The 22075-nt window shown below is 69.6% G+C and carries 16 protein-coding genes; 7 read left to right on the top strand and 9 right to left on the bottom strand.

All coding sequences use genetic code 11. The features are described from left to right. Positions 1–62: 62 nt before the first annotated feature. From FE633_RS40090 to FE633_RS40075, 4 genes are all read right to left on the bottom strand, one after another. Entirely contained in the window at positions 63–2279 is a 2217-nt protein-coding gene (locus tag FE633_RS40090; protein ID WP_138050112.1) for an NHLP family bacteriocin export ABC transporter peptidase/permease/ATPase subunit, read from the bottom strand. 29 nt (positions 2280–2308) lie between these two features. Further along, the gene (locus FE633_RS40085) at positions 2309–3115 is read right to left on the bottom strand and encodes a biotin/lipoyl-containing protein (RefSeq protein WP_138050088.1); all 807 of its coding nucleotides are present in this window, start codon (positions 3113–3115) and stop codon (positions 2309–2311) included. Between the two features lie 133 nt (positions 3116–3248). Beyond that, positions 3249–3464 carry a type A2 lantipeptide gene (locus FE633_RS40080; protein WP_138050087.1) on the bottom strand — a complete coding sequence of 72 codons (216 nt, stop codon included), beginning with the start codon at positions 3462–3464 and terminating at the stop codon, positions 3249–3251. Between the two features lie 482 nt (positions 3465–3946). Then, complete coding sequence (locus FE633_RS40075; protein ID WP_138050086.1) at positions 3947–4642, bottom strand: type 1 glutamine amidotransferase domain-containing protein; 696 nt, start codon at positions 4640–4642, stop codon at positions 3947–3949. 428 nt (positions 4643–5070) lie between these two features. Between FE633_RS40075 and FE633_RS40070 the strand changes: the two genes are divergently transcribed. Then, positions 5071–6306 carry a S1 family peptidase gene (locus FE633_RS40070; RefSeq protein ID WP_138050085.1) on the top strand — a complete coding sequence of 412 codons (1236 nt, stop codon included), beginning with the start codon at positions 5071–5073 and terminating at the stop codon, positions 6304–6306. Between the two features lie 150 nt (positions 6307–6456). Here FE633_RS40070 and FE633_RS40065 read toward each other — a convergent pair whose 3' ends face one another. Beyond that, complete coding sequence (locus FE633_RS40065) at positions 6457–8508, bottom strand: SpoIIE family protein phosphatase (RefSeq protein ID WP_138050111.1); 2052 nt, start codon at positions 8506–8508, stop codon at positions 6457–6459. 362 nt (positions 8509–8870) lie between these two features. On the opposite strand from FE633_RS40065, the gene FE633_RS40060 reads away from it, so the two are divergent. From FE633_RS40060 to FE633_RS40030, 5 genes are all read left to right on the top strand, one after another. Further along, positions 8871–11309, top strand: a complete 2439-nt coding sequence (locus FE633_RS40060) for a SpoIIE family protein phosphatase (protein WP_425473293.1) — start codon at positions 8871–8873, stop codon at positions 11307–11309. Between the two features lie 24 nt (positions 11310–11333). Next, on the top strand, positions 11334–11840 hold the full coding sequence (locus tag FE633_RS40055) for a metallophosphoesterase family protein (protein ID WP_138050083.1): 507 nt from the start codon (positions 11334–11336) through the stop codon (positions 11838–11840). Between the two features lie 143 nt (positions 11841–11983). Then, complete coding sequence (locus FE633_RS40050; protein ID WP_138050082.1) at positions 11984–13978, top strand: elongation factor G; 1995 nt, start codon at positions 11984–11986, stop codon at positions 13976–13978. Between the two features lie 1136 nt (positions 13979–15114). After that, on the top strand, positions 15115–15819 hold the full coding sequence (locus tag FE633_RS40040) for a helix-turn-helix transcriptional regulator (protein ID WP_246114041.1): 705 nt from the start codon (positions 15115–15117) through the stop codon (positions 15817–15819). A gap of 439 nt (positions 15820–16258) precedes the next feature. After that, positions 16259–18136 (top strand): cellulase family glycosylhydrolase, encoded by a 1878-nt coding sequence (locus FE633_RS40030; protein WP_246114040.1) that lies wholly within the window; start codon positions 16259–16261, stop codon positions 18134–18136. Here the strand turns inward: FE633_RS40030 and FE633_RS40025 are convergent. Next, positions 18129–19403, bottom strand: coding sequence for a YncE family protein (locus tag FE633_RS40025; protein WP_138050080.1), 1275 nt, complete (start codon positions 19401–19403; stop codon positions 18129–18131). The two genes, FE633_RS40030 and FE633_RS40025, sit on opposite strands and share 8 nt — an antisense overlap. Positions 19404–19563: 160 nt before the next feature. Between FE633_RS40025 and FE633_RS40020 the strand changes: the two genes are divergently transcribed. Continuing rightward, positions 19564–20226, top strand: coding sequence for a TetR/AcrR family transcriptional regulator (locus FE633_RS40020; protein ID WP_138050079.1), 663 nt, complete (start codon positions 19564–19566; stop codon positions 20224–20226). A 37-nt stretch (positions 20227–20263) separates the two neighbouring features. On the opposite strand, the gene FE633_RS40015 is transcribed toward FE633_RS40020, so the two are convergent. From FE633_RS40015 to FE633_RS40005, 3 genes are all read right to left on the bottom strand, one after another. Continuing rightward, the gene (locus FE633_RS40015) at positions 20264–21187 is read right to left on the bottom strand and encodes an aminoglycoside phosphotransferase family protein (protein ID WP_138050078.1); all 924 of its coding nucleotides are present in this window, start codon (positions 21185–21187) and stop codon (positions 20264–20266) included. Positions 21188–21219: 32 nt separating this feature from the next. Next, positions 21220–21570 carry a hypothetical protein gene (locus tag FE633_RS40010; RefSeq protein ID WP_138050077.1) on the bottom strand — a complete coding sequence of 117 codons (351 nt, stop codon included), beginning with the start codon at positions 21568–21570 and terminating at the stop codon, positions 21220–21222. Between the two features lie 5 nt (positions 21571–21575). After that, positions 21576–22075 (bottom strand): cbb3-type cytochrome c oxidase subunit I (locus FE633_RS40005; protein ID WP_171060313.1); only part of this gene is annotated, 500 nt, incomplete at its 5' end.

Genomic DNA, 22075 nt, shown 5'->3' with positions numbered 1-22075 from the left:
GCTGCTGCTGATACTGCTCGTGCTGCTGCTGGTGTTGGTGCTGTGGGTGCACGGACGTCATCTCACCGCTCCCTGACCAGCTCGGCGTACGGGCCGCCGGCCGCCACCAGGGCGTCGTGACGCCCGCGTTCCACGATCGTGCCGTGCTGCAGGACCACGATCTCGTCGCTGTCGCGCACGGTGCTGAGCCGGTGGGCGATCACCACGCAGGCGCAGCCGCGCTTGCGCAGGTTGTCCATCACAAGCTGCTCCGTCTCCGCGTCCAGGGCGCTCGTGACCTCGTCGAGGACGAGGATGCTGGGCCTGCGCACCAACGCCCGTGCGATCTCCAGACGTTGGCGTTGACCGCCGGAGAAGTTGCGTCCGTCCTGCTCGACCTTGCTGTGGATGCCGGCGGGGCGGCGCATGACGACGTCGTACAGCGCCGCGTCCTCCAGCGCGGCGACCACGGCCTCGTCCGGGACCGACGGGTCCCACAGCGCGATGTTGTCGCGGACCGTGCCCTCGAAGAGGAAGACGTCCTGGTCGACGAAGGAGACCGAGGAGGCGAGCGCGCCGCGCGGGATGTCCTCCAGACGTTGCCCGTCGATCCGGATCACGCCCTCCCACGGAGCGTAGAGCCCTGAGATCAGCCGGGACACGGTCGACTTGCCGCTGCCGGAACCGCCGACCAGCGCGACCTGCTGGCCCGGTCCGACCGTCAGCGAGAAGCCCGACAGCAGCGGCTTGTCGAGCGGGCTGTAGCCGAACGTGATGTTCTCCAGCTCCACATGGCCGTGCAGCCTGCGGGTGCTGTCGCCCGCACCGGGACGGGAATAGAGCGGATCCGCCGCGAAGTTCTCGACGTCCTTGAGACGGGCCACGTCGGCCGCGAAGTCCTGGATGCGGCCCGCGACGCCGTTGAGCCGGGTGATCGGCGCGGTGAAGCGGGTCACCAGCGCCTGGAACGCGACGAGCAGTCCGACGGATATGTGGCCCTCCACGGCCCGCATCCCGCCGATCCACAGAATGAGCGCGCTGTTGAGCGTCGCCAGCGTCGGCGCGACCACGCCCAGCCAGGCGCTCGGCACACCGAGCCGCTGCTGTTCCTCCAGCGTGGTGGCGTGCTGCCCGGCCCACTTGCGGAAGTAGCCGTCCTCGCCGCCGGTCGCCTTCATCGTCTCGATCAACTGCAGCCCGGTGTACGCCGTGTTGGTCAGCCGCGCGCTGTCCGCCCGCAGCTTCGCGGTACGCGTCGCCCGCAGCCGCACGACGACCCGCATCGCCACCACGTTCAGCAGCGCGACGCCGATGCCGACGGCCGTGAGCTGCGGGTCGTAGGTGTAGAGCAGGACCGCGTACAGCACCACCACGACCGCGTCCACGCCGGCCGCCGCGAGGTCCCGGGCCAGGGTCTCGGCCACCGCGTCGTTCGACTGGAGCCGCTGCACCAGGTCGGCCGGACTGCGCTGGGCGAAGAACGTGACCGGCAGCCGCAGCAGATGCCGCAGGAACCTCGCGCTGCTGAGCGTGGACGAGATGATGCGCCCGCGCAGCAGGTTCGCCTGCTGCAGCCAGGTCAGCACCACCGTGAGCAGTACCGTGGCGCCCATCGACGCGAACAGCACACCGAGCAGCGAGGTCTGCCCGCCGATCAGGAACGTGTCGATGTACGTGCGGCTGAGCGCGGGCACCGCGGCCCCGACCGCCACCAGCAGCAGACTCGCCAGGACCGCGGCCGGCATGGTGCCCGACGTGCCGCGCAACCGGGCCGGCATGGCGCCCAGGACGCCCGGCTTGCGGCCGCCCTTCTCGAAGTCCGGACCCGGCTCCATGACCAGGACGACACCAGTGAAGCTGGTGTCGAAGTCCTCCATGGGGACGAAACGGCGGCCCTTGCCGGGGTCGTTGATGTGCACCCCGCGGCGCCCGAAGCGGCGCCCCATGCCGTCGTAGACGACGTAGTGGTTGAACTCCCAGAAGAGGATCGCCGGGGCGCGCACCTCGGCGAGCGCCGCCGTGTCCATCTGCATGCCCTTGGCCGTGAGGCCGTAACTGCGGGCCGCCTTCAGCAGGTTGCTGGCCCGCGAGCCGTCACGCGAGACGCCGCAGGCGATGCGCAGCTCTTCGAGGGGGATGTGCCGCCCGTAGTGGCCGAGCACCATGGCGAGCGAGGCGGCGCCGCACTCCACGGCCTCCATCTGGAGGACGGTGGGGCTGCGGACGGTCTTCCGGCGGCCCTTGGGGACGGTGCGCTTCGGTGGCGCGGCACGGCGCCTGCCCCGTACGGGCGGTGGCAGTTCGGACTCCGCGGTGTCCTGGGGAGCGGTCACGGGAGCAGCCAATCGATCGGACGCTGATCGGCCAGGCGGATCGATCCGGAGGCCATGGTCATGGAGTCGAGCCGGAACGGCGGGCCATCGGCGGACGACCACTTGTAGCCCGACTTCGTGCCGGACGAGCGGTCCAGGCGGACGAGGACGGCCACGGGCCTGCCGTCCTTGGTGAACTGCTCGCTCAGCTGGCTGTCACCGAGGTAGGCGGTGATCTGCTGTGGTGTCTGCGCGTTCCGGTCGACCGACTTCACATGGCCGCGCAGCACTCCGTACCGCTGGGTGGGCGCCGACTGCACGGTGAGGTCCACGGCCGCGTCCCCGGGAATCGTGGCGGCGTTCTCCGCGGGCACGTACACCGTCGCGTACAGCGGGTCGTCGGCGTCGGCGACCTTCTCCACGGAGGCGACGTTCGCCCCCGTGCTGATGATCGCGCCGATGGTGGCGGCGAGGGCGGTGATCCGGCCGGCGGCGACGGTGCGTACGACCGTCTCGCCCTTCTCCGTACGGACCTTGAGGACGGGGGCGTCGGCGGCGAGGCGCTGGCCCTGCTTGGCGAGGACCGCCGTGACCTGGCCGGCGACGGGGCTCTGCAGGACGTAACTGCCCTGCCCGTGCGTGAGGATGGCGGGCGCGCTCACCGTGGACGCCACGGAACCCGTCGCGGCCCAGACGGACGCGGCCGCCATGACGACGATCGTCACGGACAGCACGAGCCACCCCTGGGGGCGGGCGAAACGCACCGGAAGGTCGAGCTCTTCGGGTGACTGGAGTTTGGCGAGGGCCTGTTGGCGGAACTGCACGGGACTTTCCCTCACCTGCGAACGACATGACGTACGGCCAGGGTGAACGGCTGCCGTACGGCCGACTGGTTTACGGCATCCGAGAGTCCCGGAACCGGGGAGCGGTTCCGGGACTCAAGGCACGCTGATGCGCTCAGAGACCGGCGACCAGGCCGGTGACCGGGGCGGTGTTCAGGCCGGTCGCGCCCTCGAGGGTGCCGACGGCCGTGTCAACGGTGCTGGAAACGGGGGCGACGCCGTCCAGCGTGCTGGTGACGGTGTCCACGGCGTTGACGGACAGACCACCGGAGACGTTGTCGAGGTCCGCGTCAGCGATCTCGACGGTCTCGACCTGGGGGGTGGAGTTCATGATGGAACTTCCCTTCCTATTGATATTCATAAGGGGGGAGCGGCCCCCTCTGGGGACAGATGGTCGGGCCGCGTACGCAGGCGTCCGGTTTCCCGGAACCGGGAACCGTACGTGACCCCCGCGGTGCAAAGGATCAAAGCACGGTGCCGTGGCACGCATCCAATCAACCGCCCACGTGATCAGGGCACTTGTGGCCCGAGGCGACCCATCCGTGCAGGTGTGTGCACGGCTCGGGGGCGAGTTCTTCACACGAATCCCGGGGGTGGTCACATTTCGGGGCCGGGCTGCTGATTCCGAATCGGACACTCTCGTTCCAAAGGCGCGGCACGCGACGAGCCGCTGTGTGGATTCGCCGCGTGCCGTGACTTGGCTGCGTATTCGATGTGCAGATTTCCTGAAGCCGGGATTCAGCTCGCTTTGACGGACGGGCTGTTACCGGGTGGTGGCGGAGGGCGAGGGAGTGGCCTCCGCCACGGGCGGGGTCAGTCCAGCTTCTTGAGGAGCTGGGTGGCGAGCGAGGCGGAGGAGGCGGGGTTCTGGCCGGTGACGAGATTGCGGTCGACGACCACGTGCGGGGCCCACGGCTCGCCCTCCTGGAAGTCGGCGCCGATCTCCCCCAGTCGGTCCTGGAGCAGCCACCTGGCCTTGTCGGCGAGGCCGGCCTGAGTCTCCTCCGCGTTCGTGAATCCGGTCAGGCGGTAGGCCGCGAACGGGTTGCTGCCGTCCTCCTTCGTGGCGGCGAGCAGCGCGGCCGGGCCGTGGCAGACCACGCCGAGCGGCTTGCCCGACTCCAGTGCCTGGACGAGCAGTCGGCCGGAGTCGGCGTTGACCGCCAGGTCCTCCATCGGGCCGTGGCCGCCGGGGTAGAAGACGCCGTCGTAGCCGTCCAGGTCGACGTCTTCGAGGCGGATGGGCCTGCCCAGCTCGGCGAACGAGGCGAGGGCGGTGGCGATCCTGTCCGCTCCCTCCTGGCCGCCGTTGACCTCGGCGGCCAGGCTCCCTCGGTCCACCGTCGGCGTCACCCCGCGCGGGGTGGCCACGACGACCTCGTGCCCCGCGGCCTTGAGTGCCTCGTACGGGGCGACGGCCTCCTCGGCCCAGAAGCCGGTCGGGTGCTTGGTGCCGTCGGCCAGCGTCCAGTGGTCGACGCCGGTCAGTACGAACAGGATCTTCGACATGTCACATGCTCCGAGAGTTGGGGGGTTCGCGCGACGGCGTTCGCAAACGGTGCGCCGCCGCGCCGACACTCTCGAAGGTAGGCCGATCGGGCATAGAGATCCAATAGCGGACCCTTTGGCCTGGTGAGCAGTCGCATCACCTGCCGACGGTCACTCAACTTCACGACAGCTACGCGGAGTTGGGGCGCCTCCAGGGAGGAAGGCGTCCGCGAGGATCTTGGGTACGTCGGTGCTGGTCAGCCCATGCCGGCTCTTGTTCGCCGTCGTCGACGGCAAGGCCTTGGCAACGCGCGATGCGCAGTTTCGCAAAGAGAGTTGGGAAAACACGTTGAACACCACACGCACAGCATCCGTACCTACAGCCATCCAGGCGCCGCCACCAACTGCCACCCCGGCAGTTCGGACCCCGTCCCCAGGAGGTCAAGAAGTTGAGTCACAAGCGAACACCGAAGCGCAAGGCCGTAATAGCAGCGGGCAGCGTGGCGGCGCTCGGCGCGGCGGCACTCATACTCCCCAACGCGATGGCGTCGCAGACCGAGTCCTCATCGGGAAGCGCCGAACCGAAGTCGGTCAAGGCCGCGGCGGCGCAGGCCCTGTCAGCGCAACTGGCCGAGCAGCTCGGCGACGCGTTCGCCGGGTCGTGGTACGACTCCGACGAGCAGAACCTCGTCATCAACGTCGTGGGCGACAACAACAACATCATCCTGGGCGAGCAGGCCGGTGCGGTCGTACGCCAGGTGGACAACAGCATGTCCGAGCTTAAGGCCGCCGAGCAGACCTTGAAGACCAAGGCGACCGTGCCCGGCACGTCCTGGGCCATGGACCCCAAGACCAACAAGATCCAGGTCACCGCCGACAGCTCCGTCAAGGGCGAGAACTGGGACCAGGTGGAGTCGACCGTCAAGTCGCTCGGGGGCATGGCGGAGGTCAAGAGGTCCGCCGGTACGTTCAAGACGTTCGCCGCGGGCGGCGACGCCATCTTCGGCGGCGGGTCACGCTGCTCGCTCGGCTTCAACGTCACCGACTCCGCGGGCGAGCCCGCATTCCTGACCGCGGGTCACTGTGGTGTCGCGGCGGCCGAGTGGTCGGAGGAGGAGGGTGGCGCGGCGATCGGCACGACCGACGCGGACACGGCCACGTTCCCCGGTGAGGGCGACTTCGCGCTCGTCAAGTACGACGACCCGGCGACCGAGGCGCCCAGCACCGTGAACCTCGGTGGCGAGACGGTCGACATCGCGCAGGCCGCGGAGGCCGAGGTCGGTATGCCGGTCACCCGCATGGGCAGCACCACCGGCCAGGACTCCGGTACGGTCACCGCCCTCAACGCCACCGTGAACTACGCGGAGGGCTCGGTCAGCGGTCTGATCCAGACCGACGTCTGCGCCGAGCCGGGTGACAGCGGCGGCTCGCTGTTCAACGAGAACAGCGCGATCGGCCTGACCTCCGGTGGCAGCGGAGACTGCACCGTCGGCGGCGAGACCTTCTTCCAGCCGGTCACCACCGCGCTGGAGGCGGTCGGCGCGACGATCGGCGAAGGCGGCGCCGGCGGCGGTGGCGCGGGTGCCGGTGAAGAGGCCGGCGGCGCCGCCAACGGCAATGGCGCCGCCAACGGCAACGGCGCGGCCAATGGCAACGCCAACGCCAACGGCGCGAACAACGGCTAGGGCCGCCAGGGCCTGAACAGCTGACCCGGCTGATCCAGCTGACTCGGCCGTACGACGTACACGCGTGACGGCTGTGGTGGGGCGGTCCGGCTCTCCGGCGGGAGAGCCGGACCGCCCCGCGTGTGTGGCCCCCTGCGTGTGTGACCCGGGTCAGCCGCCCCGCGCGCGCAGCAGCAGCAGTGCCACGTCGTCGACCCGGTCCCGTTCCGTTCCGCTGTGCCGTACGAGACTGTCGGCCAGCTCCTCCAACGGCTGGTCGCCGATCTCGGTGAGCCGCCGGGAGAGCCCGGCCAGCGCGTCCTCGATGTCGACACCCGGGGACTCGATCAACCCGTCGGTGTAGAGGGCGAGTACCGCCCCGGGGTCGAGCGCGACCTCGGTCGTCGGGTACGTGGCGGCCGTGTCGATCCCGAGCAGCGGACCTCCGGCGAGGTCGAGCGTCCGGACCTGCCCGTCGGGCCTGCGCAGCAAGGGCGGTGGATGCCCCGCACGGGCCATCACGGCCCGGCCGTGCGCGGGATCCAGCCGCAGATAGATACAGCTGGCGAAGAGGTCGGTGCCCAGGTCGATCACCAGCCGGTTGGTGCTGCGCATGACCTCCTCCGGCGTCCGGCCGACGGTCGTGTACGCGCGTACGGCGGTGCGGATCTGTCCCATGAGCCCGGCCGCCGTGACGTTGTGGCCCTGCACATCACCGATCACGGCCGCGGCCCCGCCGAGCGTCGGCACCAGGTCGTAGAAGTCCCCGCCGATCTCCATGCCCCGCGTGGCGGGCAGATAGCGGGCGGCCGCCTCGATACCGGGCAGCGACGGCAAGGAGTGCGGCAGCAGGGCGGCCTGCAGACCATGCGCGAGCTGGTGCTTCGTGTCGTACAGGCGGGCCCGCTCCAGCGCCTGCGCGATCAGTCCGCTCAGACTGGTCAGTACGGCACGTTCGTCGGCCGGGAACGCGTGCGGTTCGGCGTATGCGAGGACACAGGTGCCCACCGGCCGGCCGGACGCGACCAGCGGCAGGTACGCCCAGGCCGCCATGCCGTCGGCGGTGGTCGGCCGGGCCGGATAGACGCGCTCCAGCTGTCTGCGGGATTCGAAGAAGGCGGGCACGCCGCTGTTGGGCGCATGGGTCTCGGGGGTCTGTGCGGTGAGCGGCATCCCGTCGAACCGCTCCACCGCCTGTGGGTTCGGGTAGCCGCGATGACCGAGTACCTGCAGCCGGCCGCCCTGGGTGCCGAGGAGGACCAGCGCCTGGCTTCCGACGGCGGGGGCGATCTCGCTGGCGACCAGATCGACCACGTCCTGGACGCCCACCGCCTCGGTGAGCGCGCTGGCCAGGTTCAGGACCTGCGAGATGGTCACGAGACTCGACCCACCCTCCCCGGGTGGCATCTCCGCGCGGCCGGCCCCGGCGACCGCGCGCGCCCGGGAGATCCGCAGACTCAGCCCGTTCGTCGTGGGATAGAGCCGGAAGGACAGCCAGTCGGCCGGCGGGCGCAGCGCCACGAACGACGTCACCTGCTGGCTGAGCAGCGCGGCGCGATAGCGGTCCTCGTAGACCGGGTCGTTGAGCCACGGCACGGACGCCCACAGCTGGGTGCCCAGCAGGCCGCTGACCGGCAGGCCGAGCAGTTTGCCCGCCGCGGCGTTGGCGAAGGTGATCCGGCCGTGCAGATCGAGGGCGCACAGCCCGTACGGCAGCCGGGCCACCATGCGCACGGCCTCCACCGTGCCGAGCGTCCCGGCCACGGTCGCCACCGACGCCGGGGCGAGCAGATCGGGCTCGGGGCGGACCGGGTAGCCCTCCTCGACGGCCCGCTCCAGACGCAGGGCGAGGCGGCCGCAGGCGGCGCTGAGATGGTCCCGCTCGCGGTCGGACAGTTCCGACGGACGCGTGCCCGGCCAGGTCACGAAGATCGCTCCGTACGCGGCCCGCTCGGTGGCCACCGGCAGCGCGGCCAGCGCGAAGGGATACGGCAGGACCACGGCGATCCGCGGATAGTCCCGGGCCATTTCCTCCTCGCCGGCGATCCAGACGAGCCGGCGTTCGCGCACCGCCTTCGCCACCGGGACCGGGGCGCTGAGCCCCACCCGCTCCCAGGGCGCGGCGAAGGCCCTGGGCAGCCCCGCCATCACCGCCATCTCCAGGACCTGTTCCCCCGGGGCCAGCAGATAGACCGCGCCGGAGTGGGCGTGGACGTCGTCCATGATCGCGGCCAGCGTCAGGGACAGCAGTGGTCGGCCGACCGTCGCCGGGACGTTGTCCGGCTCCTGCCACTCAGGCACGCCGACCACCTCCTCCCACGGACGTGCGTAGGAGTACCGGAATCAAGGCTCTCTCGTGCGCACCGTTCCCGCACGGCGAGCGGGAACCGTCACAAGGGCTGCGCGAGCGTCCACGACGCGCTGTAATTGCGGACGTGGTAAGTGAGGGCGCTGCGGGACGCAGAACGAGAACACTGCGTGCTGAACTTGCCCTCAAGGCGCTCTCCGCGGATCCGGGCTCCCGCGAGCGGTTGCGGAGCGTGATCGAGCTGGCCCTCGTCTTCGGCCGCGCGACGGTCGCCGCCGTGTACGCGCCGGGGGAGGACGAACAGCTGAGTCTGGTCGAGTCCGCGGGCGTGCCCTGGACCTTGTACGGGCTGCGTGACAGTTATCCCCTCTCCGAGGACTCGCCCGCCGCGGACGCGTATCGCCGCGGACAGCCGCTGTGGCTCGGCCCCGAGGAACTCGCCACGAATCCCGGGGATGCCGGCATCCGCGAAACCTCCGGTATCCGCGATCCCTCAGGGATCCCTGATCCCCCCGGCATCCCTGATCCCCGCGGCGTCCAGCACACACCCGCGGGGGACTTCTCGCTGGCCGCCGTTGCGCTGCCCGCGGATCAGGGTGGTGGCGGATGCCTGCTCGCCGTGAGCGACAGCCCCGGCGGCTTCGACGCCGACGACCGGCAGTGCCTGGAACTGCTCGCCGAGGCGGTCGTGGTCCGCCCCTTCCCGCCCCGGGTCCCCTCCCCGCCCCGACCTCTTCCTCCGTCCGCGGGCGCTGCCGACGCCCCGCACGGCGACGCCCCGCACGGCGACGGCCTGCCCAGCAGTGCGTTCGCCCTGGCCATGGACACCGGGCGCGTCGAGGTCGACGACGAGATGCTGGAGCTGTTCGGCCTCAGCAGGGGTGACTTCGACGGCAAGGTCGAGACCCTGCTGGGGATGACGGTCCCGGAGGACCTGCCCACGCTGATGTCCGTGGTGGAGGCGGACCACATGTCCATCGGGGACCGCGAGCTGGAGTTCCGCATCCTCCAGCCCTCCGGGGAGCAGCGGTGGCTGAGGCTGCGCGGACAGCTGCTGCCCGCCGGCGACGGGCAGCCGGCGCGGCTCGTGGGCACGGTCGCGGACGCCTCGAAACTGCGTACCGGCATCAACGAGGTGGCCCGCGTCCAGCAACTCGCCGCAGCCCTGGCCACCGCGGGCACCGTGCGGGACGTCAGCCAGGCCGTGGTCACCGCCCTGCGCCGGCCGCTGCTGGCCGACCGCATGGCGCTGGCCGTAGTGGAGGGCGACCGCCTCGTCGTCACCGTCCTGGACCCGCCGGAGCCGGAGGCATGGCCCCAGGTGTGGCGCAGCGAGTGGCGCTCGGAGTGGCCCGACGCGCCCATCCGCACCATGCCGACCCTGGCGGCCGCCCTGCGCGAGGGGCGCGCGGCGATCTGGCCCGCCGGGACGCCGCTGGAACCCGCGCTCGCCGAGGTCGGACCCGGCGGTCTCGCCGTCCTGCCGCTGCCGGCCGGCGGCCGCACGGCCGGCGCCTGCCTGATCGGCTGGGACACTCCGCACGACTTCGGCCCGGACGAGCGCGCCCTGCTCACCGCGTCCGCCGGTCTCGCCGGCCAGGCCCTGATACGCGCCCAGGCCTTCGACGCCGAACACGAACTCGTCGGGATGCTCCAGCGCACCCTGCTCCCGCGCCGCCTGCCGACCCTGCCCGGCGCGGTCGCCGTCGCCCGTTATCTGCCCACCACGGCGGGCCTGGAGGTCGGCGGCGACTGGTACGACGTGATCCCGCTGCCCCACAACCACGTCGCCCTCGTCATCGGCGACGTCCAGGGGCACAACGCCGGGGCGGCGACGCTCATGGGCCAGATGCGCACCGCCCTGCGCGCGTACGCCGTCGAGGGTCACCCTCCGGACGTGGTGGTCTCCCATGCCAACCGGCTGCTCGTGGACCTGGAGACCGATCTCTTCGCCACCTGCTGCTACGTGGACGTCGACATGGAGGAGGGCACGGCCTGGTGCGTACGAGCCGGACATCTGCCCCCGGTCCTGCGGCACCCGGACGGCACCACCGAGGTCGTGGTCACGGAGGGCGGGCCGCCGCTCGGCGTGATCACACAGGCCGACTTCCCGATGAGCCCGATACCGCTGCGCCCCGGCTCGCTGCTGGCGCTGACGACGGACGGTCTGGTCGAGTCCGCCGAACTCGACTTCGAGGACGGCCTGTACCGGCTGGCCGACGAGCTGGCCGCCGCCGACCCCGCCCACCTCGACCTGGTGGCGGACGCCCTGCTCACCTACGCCAACCGCAGCGACGACGTGGCCCTGCTGCTCCTGCGCTACGACGGCATGGCGCTACGGCCACAGCGCGAGAGCTGGACGGTGTGGCGCCTGCCCGAGGCGGTCCGGCACGCCCGTCGCTTCACCAAGCGCACCCTGCGTGCATGGGGCGTGACCGAGGAGACCGACGCCATCCTGCTGGTCGTCTCCGAGCTGGTCACCAACGCCCTCGTGCACACCGACGGCCAGGTCCGGCTCGACCTCACGCTGATCGACAACCGCCTGCGCGTCGCCGTCGCCGACGCCTCACCACGTACGCCCATCAAGCCGACCAGCATCGGCTGGGAGGCCACCGGGGGGCGTGGCATCCTCCTGGTCGAGGCCCTGTCGGCGGTCTGGGGAACCGTGCCGGTCAGTGGCGGCAAACAGGTGTGGAGCGAGATCGCCCTGAGCTGAACCGTCCGTCCTACGCTGAGTGGCGTGCGCCTCCTGCTGATGTCCGACACCCACATCCCCCAGCGCGCCAAGGAGCTCCCTGCGCCGCTGCTCGCCGAACTCCCGCGCGCCGACATCGTCATCCACGCCGGCGACTGGGTGGACGTCGCCACCCTCGACCTCCTGGAAAGCCGGTCGAACCGGCTGATCGGCGTGTACGGCAACAACGACGGCCCCGCGCTCAGGGCCCGCCTGCCGGAAGTGGCCCACGCCGAACTGGACGGGCTGCGCCTCGCAGTCGTCCACGAGACCGGCGCCGCGGCGGGGCGCGAACGCCGCTGCGCCGCACGCTTCCCCGACCTCGACGTCCTCGTCTTCGGCCACAGCCACATCCCCTGGGACACCACGGCACCGACCGGCCTGCGCCTGCTCAACCCCGGCTCACCCACCGACCGCCGCCGCCAGCCCCACTGCACGTACATGACGGCGGTCGTGAGCGACGCCCGCCTGACGGACGTACACCTCCACCGGCTGCCGCCCCGTCAACGTTAATCCGTTGCGCTCGCGCACGCCGCCTGCTGCACTACGGGAGACGAGCCGTCATTGATCAAGCAGATCTGAGGAGCAGCACATGCGAGCACCGTTCATGTCCACCCAGGAAGGAATCCCTCTCACTTCAAAGGACATGACACCCGGTGCATACGCACACGCACACGCTGAACCTGGGAATTCTGGCGCACGTAGACGCCGGTAAGACGAGCCTGACCGAGCGGCTCCTGCATACCGTCGGGGTCATCGACGAGATCGGCAGCGTGGATGACGGCAGTACCCAGACGGATTCCCTCGCGCTGGAACGCCGGCGCGGCATCACGATCAAATCCGCCGTCGTCTCCTTCGCGATCGACGACGTGACGGTCAATCTGATCGACACACCCGGGCACCCGGATTTCATCGCCGAGGTGGAACGGGTGCTGAGCGTGCTCGACGGCGCGGTCCTCGTGCTGTCGGCCGTGGAAGGCGTACAGGCGCAGACACGCGTCCTGATGCGGACGCTGCGGCGGCTGGGCATTCCGACGCTGATCTTCGTGAACAAGATCGATCGTGCCGGGGCACGGTACGCGGACCTGCTGGAGAGCATCTCCAGGCGGCTCACCCCGGCGATCGTCCCGATGGGCGAGGTCCGCGAACTGGGCACGCGGGACGCCCGTTTCACCCCGTACACCGGTCCCGCGCCGCGACTTCTCGAGCTGCTCGCCGAGCACGACGACGGGCTGCTGGCCGCGTACGTCGACGACAAGGCGACCGTCTCCCGCGAGCGACTGCACAGGGAACTCGCCGCTCAGACCGGGCGGTGCCTGGTGCACCCGGTGTTCCTGGGCTCGGCCATCACGGGGGCGGGGATCAGCGAACTGGTCAAGGGGATCCGGGAGTTGCTGCCCTCGGCCACGGGCGACACGGACGGTCCGGTCTCGGGGACCGTCTTCAAGGTCGAGCGCGGGCCGGCGGGGGAGAAGGTCGCGTACGCGCGGATGTTCTCGGGGACTCTGCACACACGCGACCGGCTGCCGTTCCGCGACGGCGAGGAGGGCAAGGTCACCGCGATCAGCGTCTTCGACCGCGGCTCGGCCGCGCGGACAACGTCCGTGACGGCGGGGCGGATCGGCAAGCTGTGGGGGCTGGGCGACATCCGCATCGGCGACACCATCGGCGTACCGCGGAATGGGCCGGCCGAGCACCATTTCTCCCCGCCGACGCTGGAAACGGTCGTCGTCCCGGCCAGAACGGCCGACAAAGGCGCCCTGCATCTCGCGCTCACCCAACTCGCCGAACAGGACCCGCTGATCAATCTTCGGCAGGACGAAATCCGGCAGGAAACCTCGCTGTCCCTGTACGGAGAAGTGCAGAAAGAGGTCATCCAGGCCACGCTGGCCGACGAATTCGGCATCGACGTCACCTTCCGCGAGACGACGACGATCTGCGTCGAGCGGCCGGTCGGCACGGGGGCGGCCGTCGAGTTCAACGGCAAGGACCCGAACCCCTTCCTCGCGACCGTCGGTCTGCGCGTCGATCCGGCACCGGTCGGCTCCGGCGTGGAATTCCGGCTGGAGGCCGAACTCGGATCGATGCCGTACGCGTTCTTCAAGGCCGTCGAGGACACCGTGAGGGAGACGCTGGGCCAGGGCATTCACGGCTGGCAGGTCACCGACTGCACGGTCACCATGACGCACTCCGGCTATTCGCCGCGGCAGAGCCACGCCCATCAGCGGTTCGACAAGAGCATGTCGAGCACGGGCGCCGACTTCCGCGGACTGACTCCACTGGTGCTGATGGACGCGCTGCGGCAGGCGGGCACCCAGGTGCACGAGCCGATGCACCGTTTCCGACTGGAGGCCCCGACGGACACGCTGGGCGCGGTGCTGCCCGTCCTGGCGAAGCTGCGCGCCGCGCCGCAGACGACCCGGACGAGGGGAACGGCGTCCGTGCTGGAGGGGCGGATCCCGGCGGCCCGGGTGCACGAACTGGAGCAGCAGCTCCCGGGGATGACCCGGGGCGAGGGCGAGCTGGAGTCCGCCTTCGACCACTACGCGCCGGTCGCCCGCGGCATGCTCCCGGAGCGGGCCCGGACCGACCACAACCCCCTGGACCGGAAGGAGTACCTGCTGAACGTGACACGGCGGGTTGCCGGATGACGTTGAACTCCTCCGAGAAAACGGGTATTTACCACGAGTACACGAGGTGATCCATTTTAGGGCGCATTTATGCAGGTGAGCACAGTGCTTCCGGTGCAGGGTCACGTCCGCTGGAGTGATGTTCGACGTTGACGTCTCCGCACCGGCCGGACCACCCTGGGAGAACGACCCGGTGGAGTGTTGGCACGCCATGGGGGTCAACCTGGGTGGCGCGCCGGCAGCCTGCCGGGCGGTGCTGCCAGGCATTATCGAGCGCGGTCGGCGGCGGGTCGTCGCGATCTCCAGTCACGCGCGGCACACCTGTCGGCCGTACGTCAGCTGGGGCTCCAGCCACGGCGCATCACGCTCCGGTCTGAGAGGGCGGTGGAGCATCGGCCAGCCGAGCATCCTCTCCGCCGTCCACCTGCGCGGGAGCACGGTGGAGCCGCGGGTGCCGGTCGTGCGGCGAACGACTTCGAGGTCGATGCCGAGGCGGAGGGCTAATGGGCGGTAGATCGAACCGCCCTGCCCCTGCTGGGCACCGCACAGGGCGGGCAGGCACCAAACGGGCCCCGCTCGCCCGCGTGTTCGGGCTGCCGCAGCGCTCGAATTCCGCTCCACCACTGGTCCCGTACGGGTACCGGCGGACGAAACGGGCCCATACGGGCACCATCGGATGAGCAACAAACACAGTCAGTGCCGCACATCCGTTGTAGAAATTCCCCCATGGGTCCACTGGGGCCCGAAGCCATCAAAGATCCCCCTGTGAAAAGGAAAGTCTCCCGACTCCAGAGGATTTGGTGGCTTCAAGGAGTCATGACGAATTCTTGGACGGAGAGTTGTATGCAAGTCCCGATGTGCTGACGAGAAGGCAGCACGCGGCAACGGATGGCAGCGATGGGTGGTTGGTCCATGGGCCGTCGCCGCCGTCGCCGTCACTGCGATGGCCGCGATCGCCTACGGCCCAGCTCGGCCCGACACCGACAATGCCGCCGAAGAACCGCCGGCCCCGCCGGACCGAACCACCGAACCACGGCATTGTCCGCTCAGGTACTCAACTTTCTGGCAAACCCCGACACTAGGGCTTCTCATGGCCTGACGGGACAGTCGAACAACCCCCCATGTATGTGCAGCAGAAGAAAGACGGTACGTCTCAGATGACCAAGAACATGACCGGTGCCTCGCGTGCCAGTGACAGCGTGACCGTGTCGTCCCGCGCAACCGTCCCCGCTCATCCTTTGGAAAGCCGACTCAACCCCCGCGCGCGACGCCGTACCTGTACGGCGCACATCGACACCGAGCTCAATGTCACGGCCGCGGACTCCGACTTCTGCTGGCAGTTCGGACGCAGTTCGGCCGACACCTGTGGGCGCAGCCTCTTCGACCTCCTGCATCCCAGCGCCCCGAGCGTCATGGGCCGGCACTTCAGGCGACTCGCCGAGGGCCGCTGCAACCGGTTCGTCGAACGCACAGTGGGCGTGTGCGCCCCTCATCGCGTGTTCTCCTGCGAGCTGGCAGGCATAGCGGTTCACGGCACCTCGGACCGCCTTGTCGGCATCGTGGTCCTCGTCCACCCGGACACGGTCCCGGGCGACACCACCGCGGAGGCGGTCAGCCCCCGCGACGTTCTTCTCAGCAAGCTCGATGCCCAGGTACTCGAAGGTGTCGCGAGCGGTGCCTCCACCGTGCAGCTTGCCACACGGCTCTACCTCAGTCGGCAGGGTGTCGAGTACCACGTCGGACTGATGTTGCGGAAACTCAGGGCTCCCAACCGTGCGGCCCTCGTTGCCCGGGCGCACTCCCTGGGCATGCTGACCGTCGGCCACTGGCCGCCTCGGGTCCTGCCCGAGTTCGTCAAGTAGCAACATCACGGCGGCAATCGACCGTTCGACCACAGGGTGTGCCTGTGGCGATCGCATCAACTGATGGGATTGCGCCTTCCCTTACCTGCAATCCGCAGGCCGGCTTCGTAGGTGAGAACGGGGCTCTGGCACACCTGGCCCCCAACTCGGGCGTGATCCGCTCATGCCCTCAAGTGTCAACCGCTGGCCCTTGACGCTCTGGTGAGGAGGGCTGGCGGCGGCATGCCCGTGCCCAGGCAGTTGACCACCGCTCCGGCGGCCGGCAGCGGGGCGTTGCCGCCAGGGACATGACGGCGAAGCCGGCCGCGCAGAACCGCGAGGACGACGTGCAGCGACAGAACTACCCCGAGAAAACGAGTACTTACTTTGGAGTAACAGATACTTACTCTGGAGTCAGAGGAGTTGACGGGCCCCTGCTGCCGTTGCGAATGTGGTGGACATGTCAAAGATCGCGGACATGGCACCATCGCGTACGCGCCTGCTCGGTGTGCTCATTCTCCTCACCGGCTTGCTGACCACGGCGGGCGCCCGGCCCGCCACCGCTCTCCCCGACGACCTCTGGTTCGACAGACCGGCCGGGGCCACCCTCACCGTCGAGAACGGCCGCTTCACCGATGGCCTCGGCCGCGAAGTGGTGCTCCGTGGCTACAACGTCTCCGGCGAGACGAAGCTGGCGGAGAACAAGGGCCTGCCGTTCGCCTCAGTCGCCGACGCCAAGAAGTCCGCGACCGCGCTGCGCGCCCTCGGCGGCGGCAACACGGTCCGCTTCCTGCTCTCCTGGGCGTATGCCGAGCCCGTGCGCGGCCAGGTGGACGCCACGTATCTCGCCGCCGCCACCGGCCAGATGCGCGCGTTCCTCGACGCCGGAATCCGCGTGTATCCGGACTTCCACCAGGACCTCTACTCGCGCCATCTCTTCGACCCGGACAGCTGGTACACCGGCGACGGGGCGCCCAAGTGGGCCGTCGACGCCGGGGACTACCCGGACGAGTACTGCGGAATCTGCCCCTTCTGGGGCCAGAACATCACGCAGAACGAGGCCGTGAAGCAGGCGTCCTACGACTTCTGGCACAACGAGCACGGACTCCAGGAAGCCTTCCTCACCACCGCCCAGAAGACCATGGCGTACGTCGAACGGAACCTGACCGACGACCAGTTCGCGGGCGTCATCGGCTTCGACCCGTACAACGAACCCCACGCGGGCACCTACGACTCCGGGCAGACCAGCCGCAAGTGGGAGAAGAACGTCCTGTGGCCGTTCTACGAGAAGTTCCGCGCCCGTATGGACGCGGCCGGCTGGCAGGACAAGCCCGCCTTCGTGGAACCCAACCTCTTCTGGAACGCGAACATCGACTTCCAGAAGCAGGAGGGCGGCCTCCTCGACGCGGGCAAGCTCGGGCCGGACTACGTCTTCAACACCCACTTCTACGACCAGAAGGCGATCTCGGGCATCTTCATGCCGGGCAAGGCGGGTGACGGCCAGTACGCCACCGACTTCGGCACGGTGCGCGACCGTGCCGCCGCGGGTGGCACGGCGGGCATCATCAGCGAGTTCGGCCATCCGCTGGCGGGGACCGTCTCCGACAAGGCCCCGACCGTCCTCAAAGCGATGTACCAGGCGCTCGACTCCCGTGTGCCGGGCGCCAGTTGGTGGTCCCGGCCCGCGCAGTCCGGTCCGGTCCTCTCCGGTTCGCAGTGGCAGTGGGACATCTACAACGGCCGCCACCGCGAGCTGATGAACGGCAACCCCGACAAGGTGCTCACCTCCGGTGACGCCTGGAACGACGAGGACCTCTCCGCCGTACGCCTCGACGACTCCGGCAAGGCGGTGCTGCGCCAGGACGCCCGGCTCCTCGACCGCGTCTACCCGAGCGCCACGGCGGGCAGCACCGTCGCGTTCACCTACGAGGACCGCTCCCGCGACGGCTCCACGACCCTGACGTGGAACCCGGTGCCCGACTCGCTCCCGCGCGTGAAGCAGCTGGTGGGCTCGGGCCAGTACGCCCTGCATGTGTGGCGCTCCGACGGCGGCTCGGCACCCACCGAACTGCACCTGCCCGCGTCCTTCCCGAACTCGTCCACCACCGTGGTCTCCGATCTCGGTACGACGGCGGCCCCGCCCTCGTACACGAAGACCACCCCGGTCGCGGTCGCGAACGAGCCGGGCGGCACGGGCAGTCGTCGGCTGCTCCTGACCGCCGCCGGCTCGGGCACGCACTACGCGCTCGTCACCAACGGCGCGACGGCTCCGTCCGCGGAGCTGCTGAGTGCCGCGCGGACGGAGCTGGCGAACTGGGTCGCGACGAAGGTCAGTTAGCGGACGGGCCGGTCCAGTCCGCGCGGACCTGGGCCAGGCGTACGCGCTGAGGGTGGTCGCCGACCGTCACGGACGCCGTCTTTCGCCCGGTGGCGAAGTCGATGGCCGTGACCCGGTCGGCGCCGCTCTCGGAGATGACACAGGACTTGCCGTCACCGCTGACAGTCGCCCAGTAGGGCTTCGAGGCGGTGACGAGCGGGCCCTCCTGGAGGGAGGAGCGGTCGACGACGGTCGCGTAGTCGTCCATCGTCCCGGCGATGCACAGCTTGTCGCCGGCGGGGCTCATCGACATGCCGTGGTGGCGCGAGTCGTTGACCCAGGTCGTGCGGTCCTCGCTCGTCGCCGGGTTCTTGGGGAGTGTTTTCACGCGGGTGATCTTGTCGCTCGCGATGTCGTACTCGACGAAGCCGTTGAAGAACGAGACCTGGAAGTAGAGCTTCGATTCGTCCGGAGTGAAGGCGACCGGGCGGACGGCGTCGGACAGGTCCTTGCGGCCGAAGGCGTCGAGCCGTTCGCGCATGTCGATGACCTTGACCGTCTCGTACGTGTTGGCGTCGACGACGGTGATCTTGCGGTCGCCCTTCGTCCAGTCCAGCCACGGGGCGTCGGTCGCGGTGTTCACGTCCCCGATCGACATGTTCCACAGGTACTTGCCGTCCTGGGAGAAGACGTTCTCGTGCGGCTTGTCGCCGGTCTTGAACGAGCCGAGCTGCTTGCCGGTGGCGATGTCGAGGACGTGCACGGTGTTGGAGATCGAGGCCGACACGGCGACACGCTTGCCGTCGGGGGAGACCGCCATGTGGTCGGAACGGTAACCCGACACCGGGAAGCGCCAGTTGATCTTCCCCGTCGCGAGGTTGATCGACACGACATCGGCGAAGCTGGGCCGGGAGACCACCATCGCCGACCCGTCGGGCGTCGAGTACATGTCGTCGACGAACTGGTCGTGGCCCTCTCCGACGCCGTTGCGGATGGCCATGAAGTAGATCCACTTGATCGGGTCGGCGTTGATCTCCGCCATCCGCTGTTCCTTGTCCGGGATGACGTTGATCCGGCCGATCTTCGCGAGGTCGCCGCTCGACTTGATGACGTCGGCGGTGCCGTCCCAGTTGTTGCCGACGAACATCACCTCGCGCAGGGCCGCGGAGGCGTCCTGGGTGCCGTCGGAGGCGTTCTGCGTGCCGGCCGTGGCCGCCGCCGGTCCGGCGACGATCAGGGCGAGGGCGGCCGCGAGCGGCCCTACGTGCCGGGCTTTGAAGGCAGACATGACCTTCTCCTCATTGGTGGGAGCATGACAAGCTGAGATCTGAATACGTGGGCGTTCAGACTTACTTACTGGAAAGTAAGGAGTGGGTGCCGCTCTCCACAAGACGTCGGACACGACAAAATTGGCCATCTGAGCGACAAGAGTGATGAGGGAGGGGTCAGTGGCGGGCAGGATCAAAGCGCCGACCGGCCGTTATGGTGGCAAGTCCGCCCAGGAGCGGCAGGCCGAGCGACGTCGGCGGTTCCTGGACGCCGCGCTCCAGCTCTTCGGCGACAGCCCTGGCTACCGCGCCACGACCGTGGCCGCCCTGAGCGAGGCCGCCGGGCTGTCGACCCGCCAGTTCTACGAGGAGTTCCGCACCCTCGAGGACGTACTCGCCGCCCTCCACCTCCAGGTCAACGACTGGGCGGAGGAAGCCGCCCTGGCCGGACTCGGCGACGTGACCGGACAGCCGATCGCGGAGCGCGCCACCGCCGCCTTCCGTGCCTACGCCGCCAACGTCACCAGCGACCCACGTCGCCTGCGCATCACCTTCGTCGAGATCATCGGTGTCAGCCCCCGCCTCGAGAGACAGCGGCTGGCCCGCCGCTCCCGCTGGATCGACTTCATCTGCGCCGAGGCCGCGGCCGCCGTCCAGCGCGGCGAGGCGGCGCCCCGCGACTACCGCGTCGCCGCCGCGGCCTTCATCGGCAGCGTCAACGGCCTGCTGCACGACTGGAGTTCGGGCTGGGTCGACGCGAGTCTCGACGAGGTGGTCGACGAACTGGTCCAACTGCTCCTGGGCATTCTGCGCCCGGCCGGGTGGAGCCCGGCGGACACGTAAGTCCGCCTCGCTGTACGCGAGTGGGATGGCCCGACGGTCACCAACGGCGCAGCATCGCTGTGGCGACGGCGGCTTGGGCCGGGTCCAGGGCTGTTCTGCCGTCTTCGACGTCCCACAACGTGTTCTGCAGGACGCGACCGAGTGTCCAGCCGGACGCCCGCCGCCGGTCCAGACCGAGCGCCTCGGTCAGCTGGTCGAAGCGGCGGAGCACCGTGTCTGTCACGTCGCCGGAGGCCACCACCGACTCCCACCGGCTGTCGAGTGCCGGCCACAGGTCGAACCCGGGGTCACCGGCCAGTGGTTCCGGGTCGATGGCGAGCCAGGGTTCCCGTTGCCCGGCCAGGATGTTGTCGTAGTGCAGATCCCAGTGCAGCAGCCGGTCGCCGGCCTCGCCGATCAGGTCGGACACGGCGAACGCGCAGGTGCGCAGCAGCCGTTGGTCGGCAGGGTCGCGCAGTACCGGTACGGCGCGCGGCACCTGGTCGAGCATGGCGGCGGCGATGTCCGCGAGCCGCCGCACGCCCTGCGGCGCGGGCACCGCGACCAGGCGAGCCATCACCTCGGCGAGGATCCGCGTCGCGGCGGTGTCGTCGGTCACCGACGACAGCGGCCGGGTCGCGTCCAGCCGTTCCAGGAGCATGGTGCCGGTGTCCGGGTCGTGGTCGAGCAGCCGCACCGCACCGTTGCCGTTCCATGCCCGCAGACCGCGCGCGGCGTCGGCGTTGTCCTCGGTGACCTGCTGGAGTTTCAGCACCGCGGGCGTACCGTCCGCGCGGGTCACCGGAAGCACCAGCGAGGCCATGCCGTGCCCGGCGGGGCCGTCCAGCCGCAGTGCCCAGCGGTCCAGGAAGCTCGCCGCCAGCCCCGGGAGCGCGGCGATCCACGCACGGCCGGACGCGCCGCTCCTGCTGTACGACGCGGCGAACGCGTCGGGCACGTCGACCCGAATCGACGTACTCATGTCGCGTATCCCGCGTCCAGCATGACAGCACCCTACTCGTACACGATCACGGAAACGACCAGCACAACCGCCGCGGTGAAGAGGGCCACCCCGAACAGGAACCGGCCGACGAGCCGCCGGCGCAGTTTGCGATACCTCTCCTGATACTCGGCCCGCAGTTCTTCGCCGCGTCGTGCGGTGCGTCGCCAGGAGAGCCGGGTGAGCGCGAAGTACTCCTTCGCGTAGCGCTCCTCGATCTCCTCGCGCTGGGACTCGCTGAGCCACTCGAACTGCCGGGCGAAACGGCCGGCTTGGGCACGGCCCTCGCCGCGGGTGGCCTCGACCAGCAGATGGCCTTCGATCTCGTTGATCAGGGCGTTCGCGTCCAGCGGGCGCTCGTCCATCGCGGTCACCGCAGGGCCGCCCTCTCCGCGGCGTCCAACTCCACCCCGGCGGCGCCGACTTCGGGTCGGTGCAGGTCGAACGCCGGGGATTCGCTGCGGATACGCGGCATGGTGAGGAAGTTGTGCCGCGGCGGCGGGCAGGACGTCGCCCACTCCAGCGAACGGCCGTGGCCCCACGGGTCGTCGACCTCGACCTTCTTGCCGTACTTGGCGGTCTTCCACACGTTGTAGAAGAACGGGAGCAGGGACAGACCGAGGAGGAAGGAGAAAATGGTGGAGACGGTATTGAGGACGGTCAGGCCCTCCACCGCCAGGTAGTCGGGAATCCGGCGCTGCATTCCGTTGGTGCCCAGCCAGTGCTGGACGAGGAAGGTGCCGTGGAAGCTGATGAACAGCGTCCAGAAGGTGATCTTGCCGAGTCGTTCGTCGAGCATCTTGCCCGTCATCTTCGGCCACCAGAAGTGGAAGCCGGAGAACATCGCGAACACCACGGTGCCGAACACCA

It is taken from the genome of Streptomyces montanus (assembly GCF_005786655.1).
Taxonomy (GTDB): Bacteria; Actinomycetota; Actinomycetes; order Streptomycetales; family Streptomycetaceae; genus Streptomyces; species Streptomyces sporangiiformans.
The sequence above is the reverse complement of the archived record's forward strand: the minus strand, read 5'-3'. Positions and strand labels throughout refer to the sequence as shown.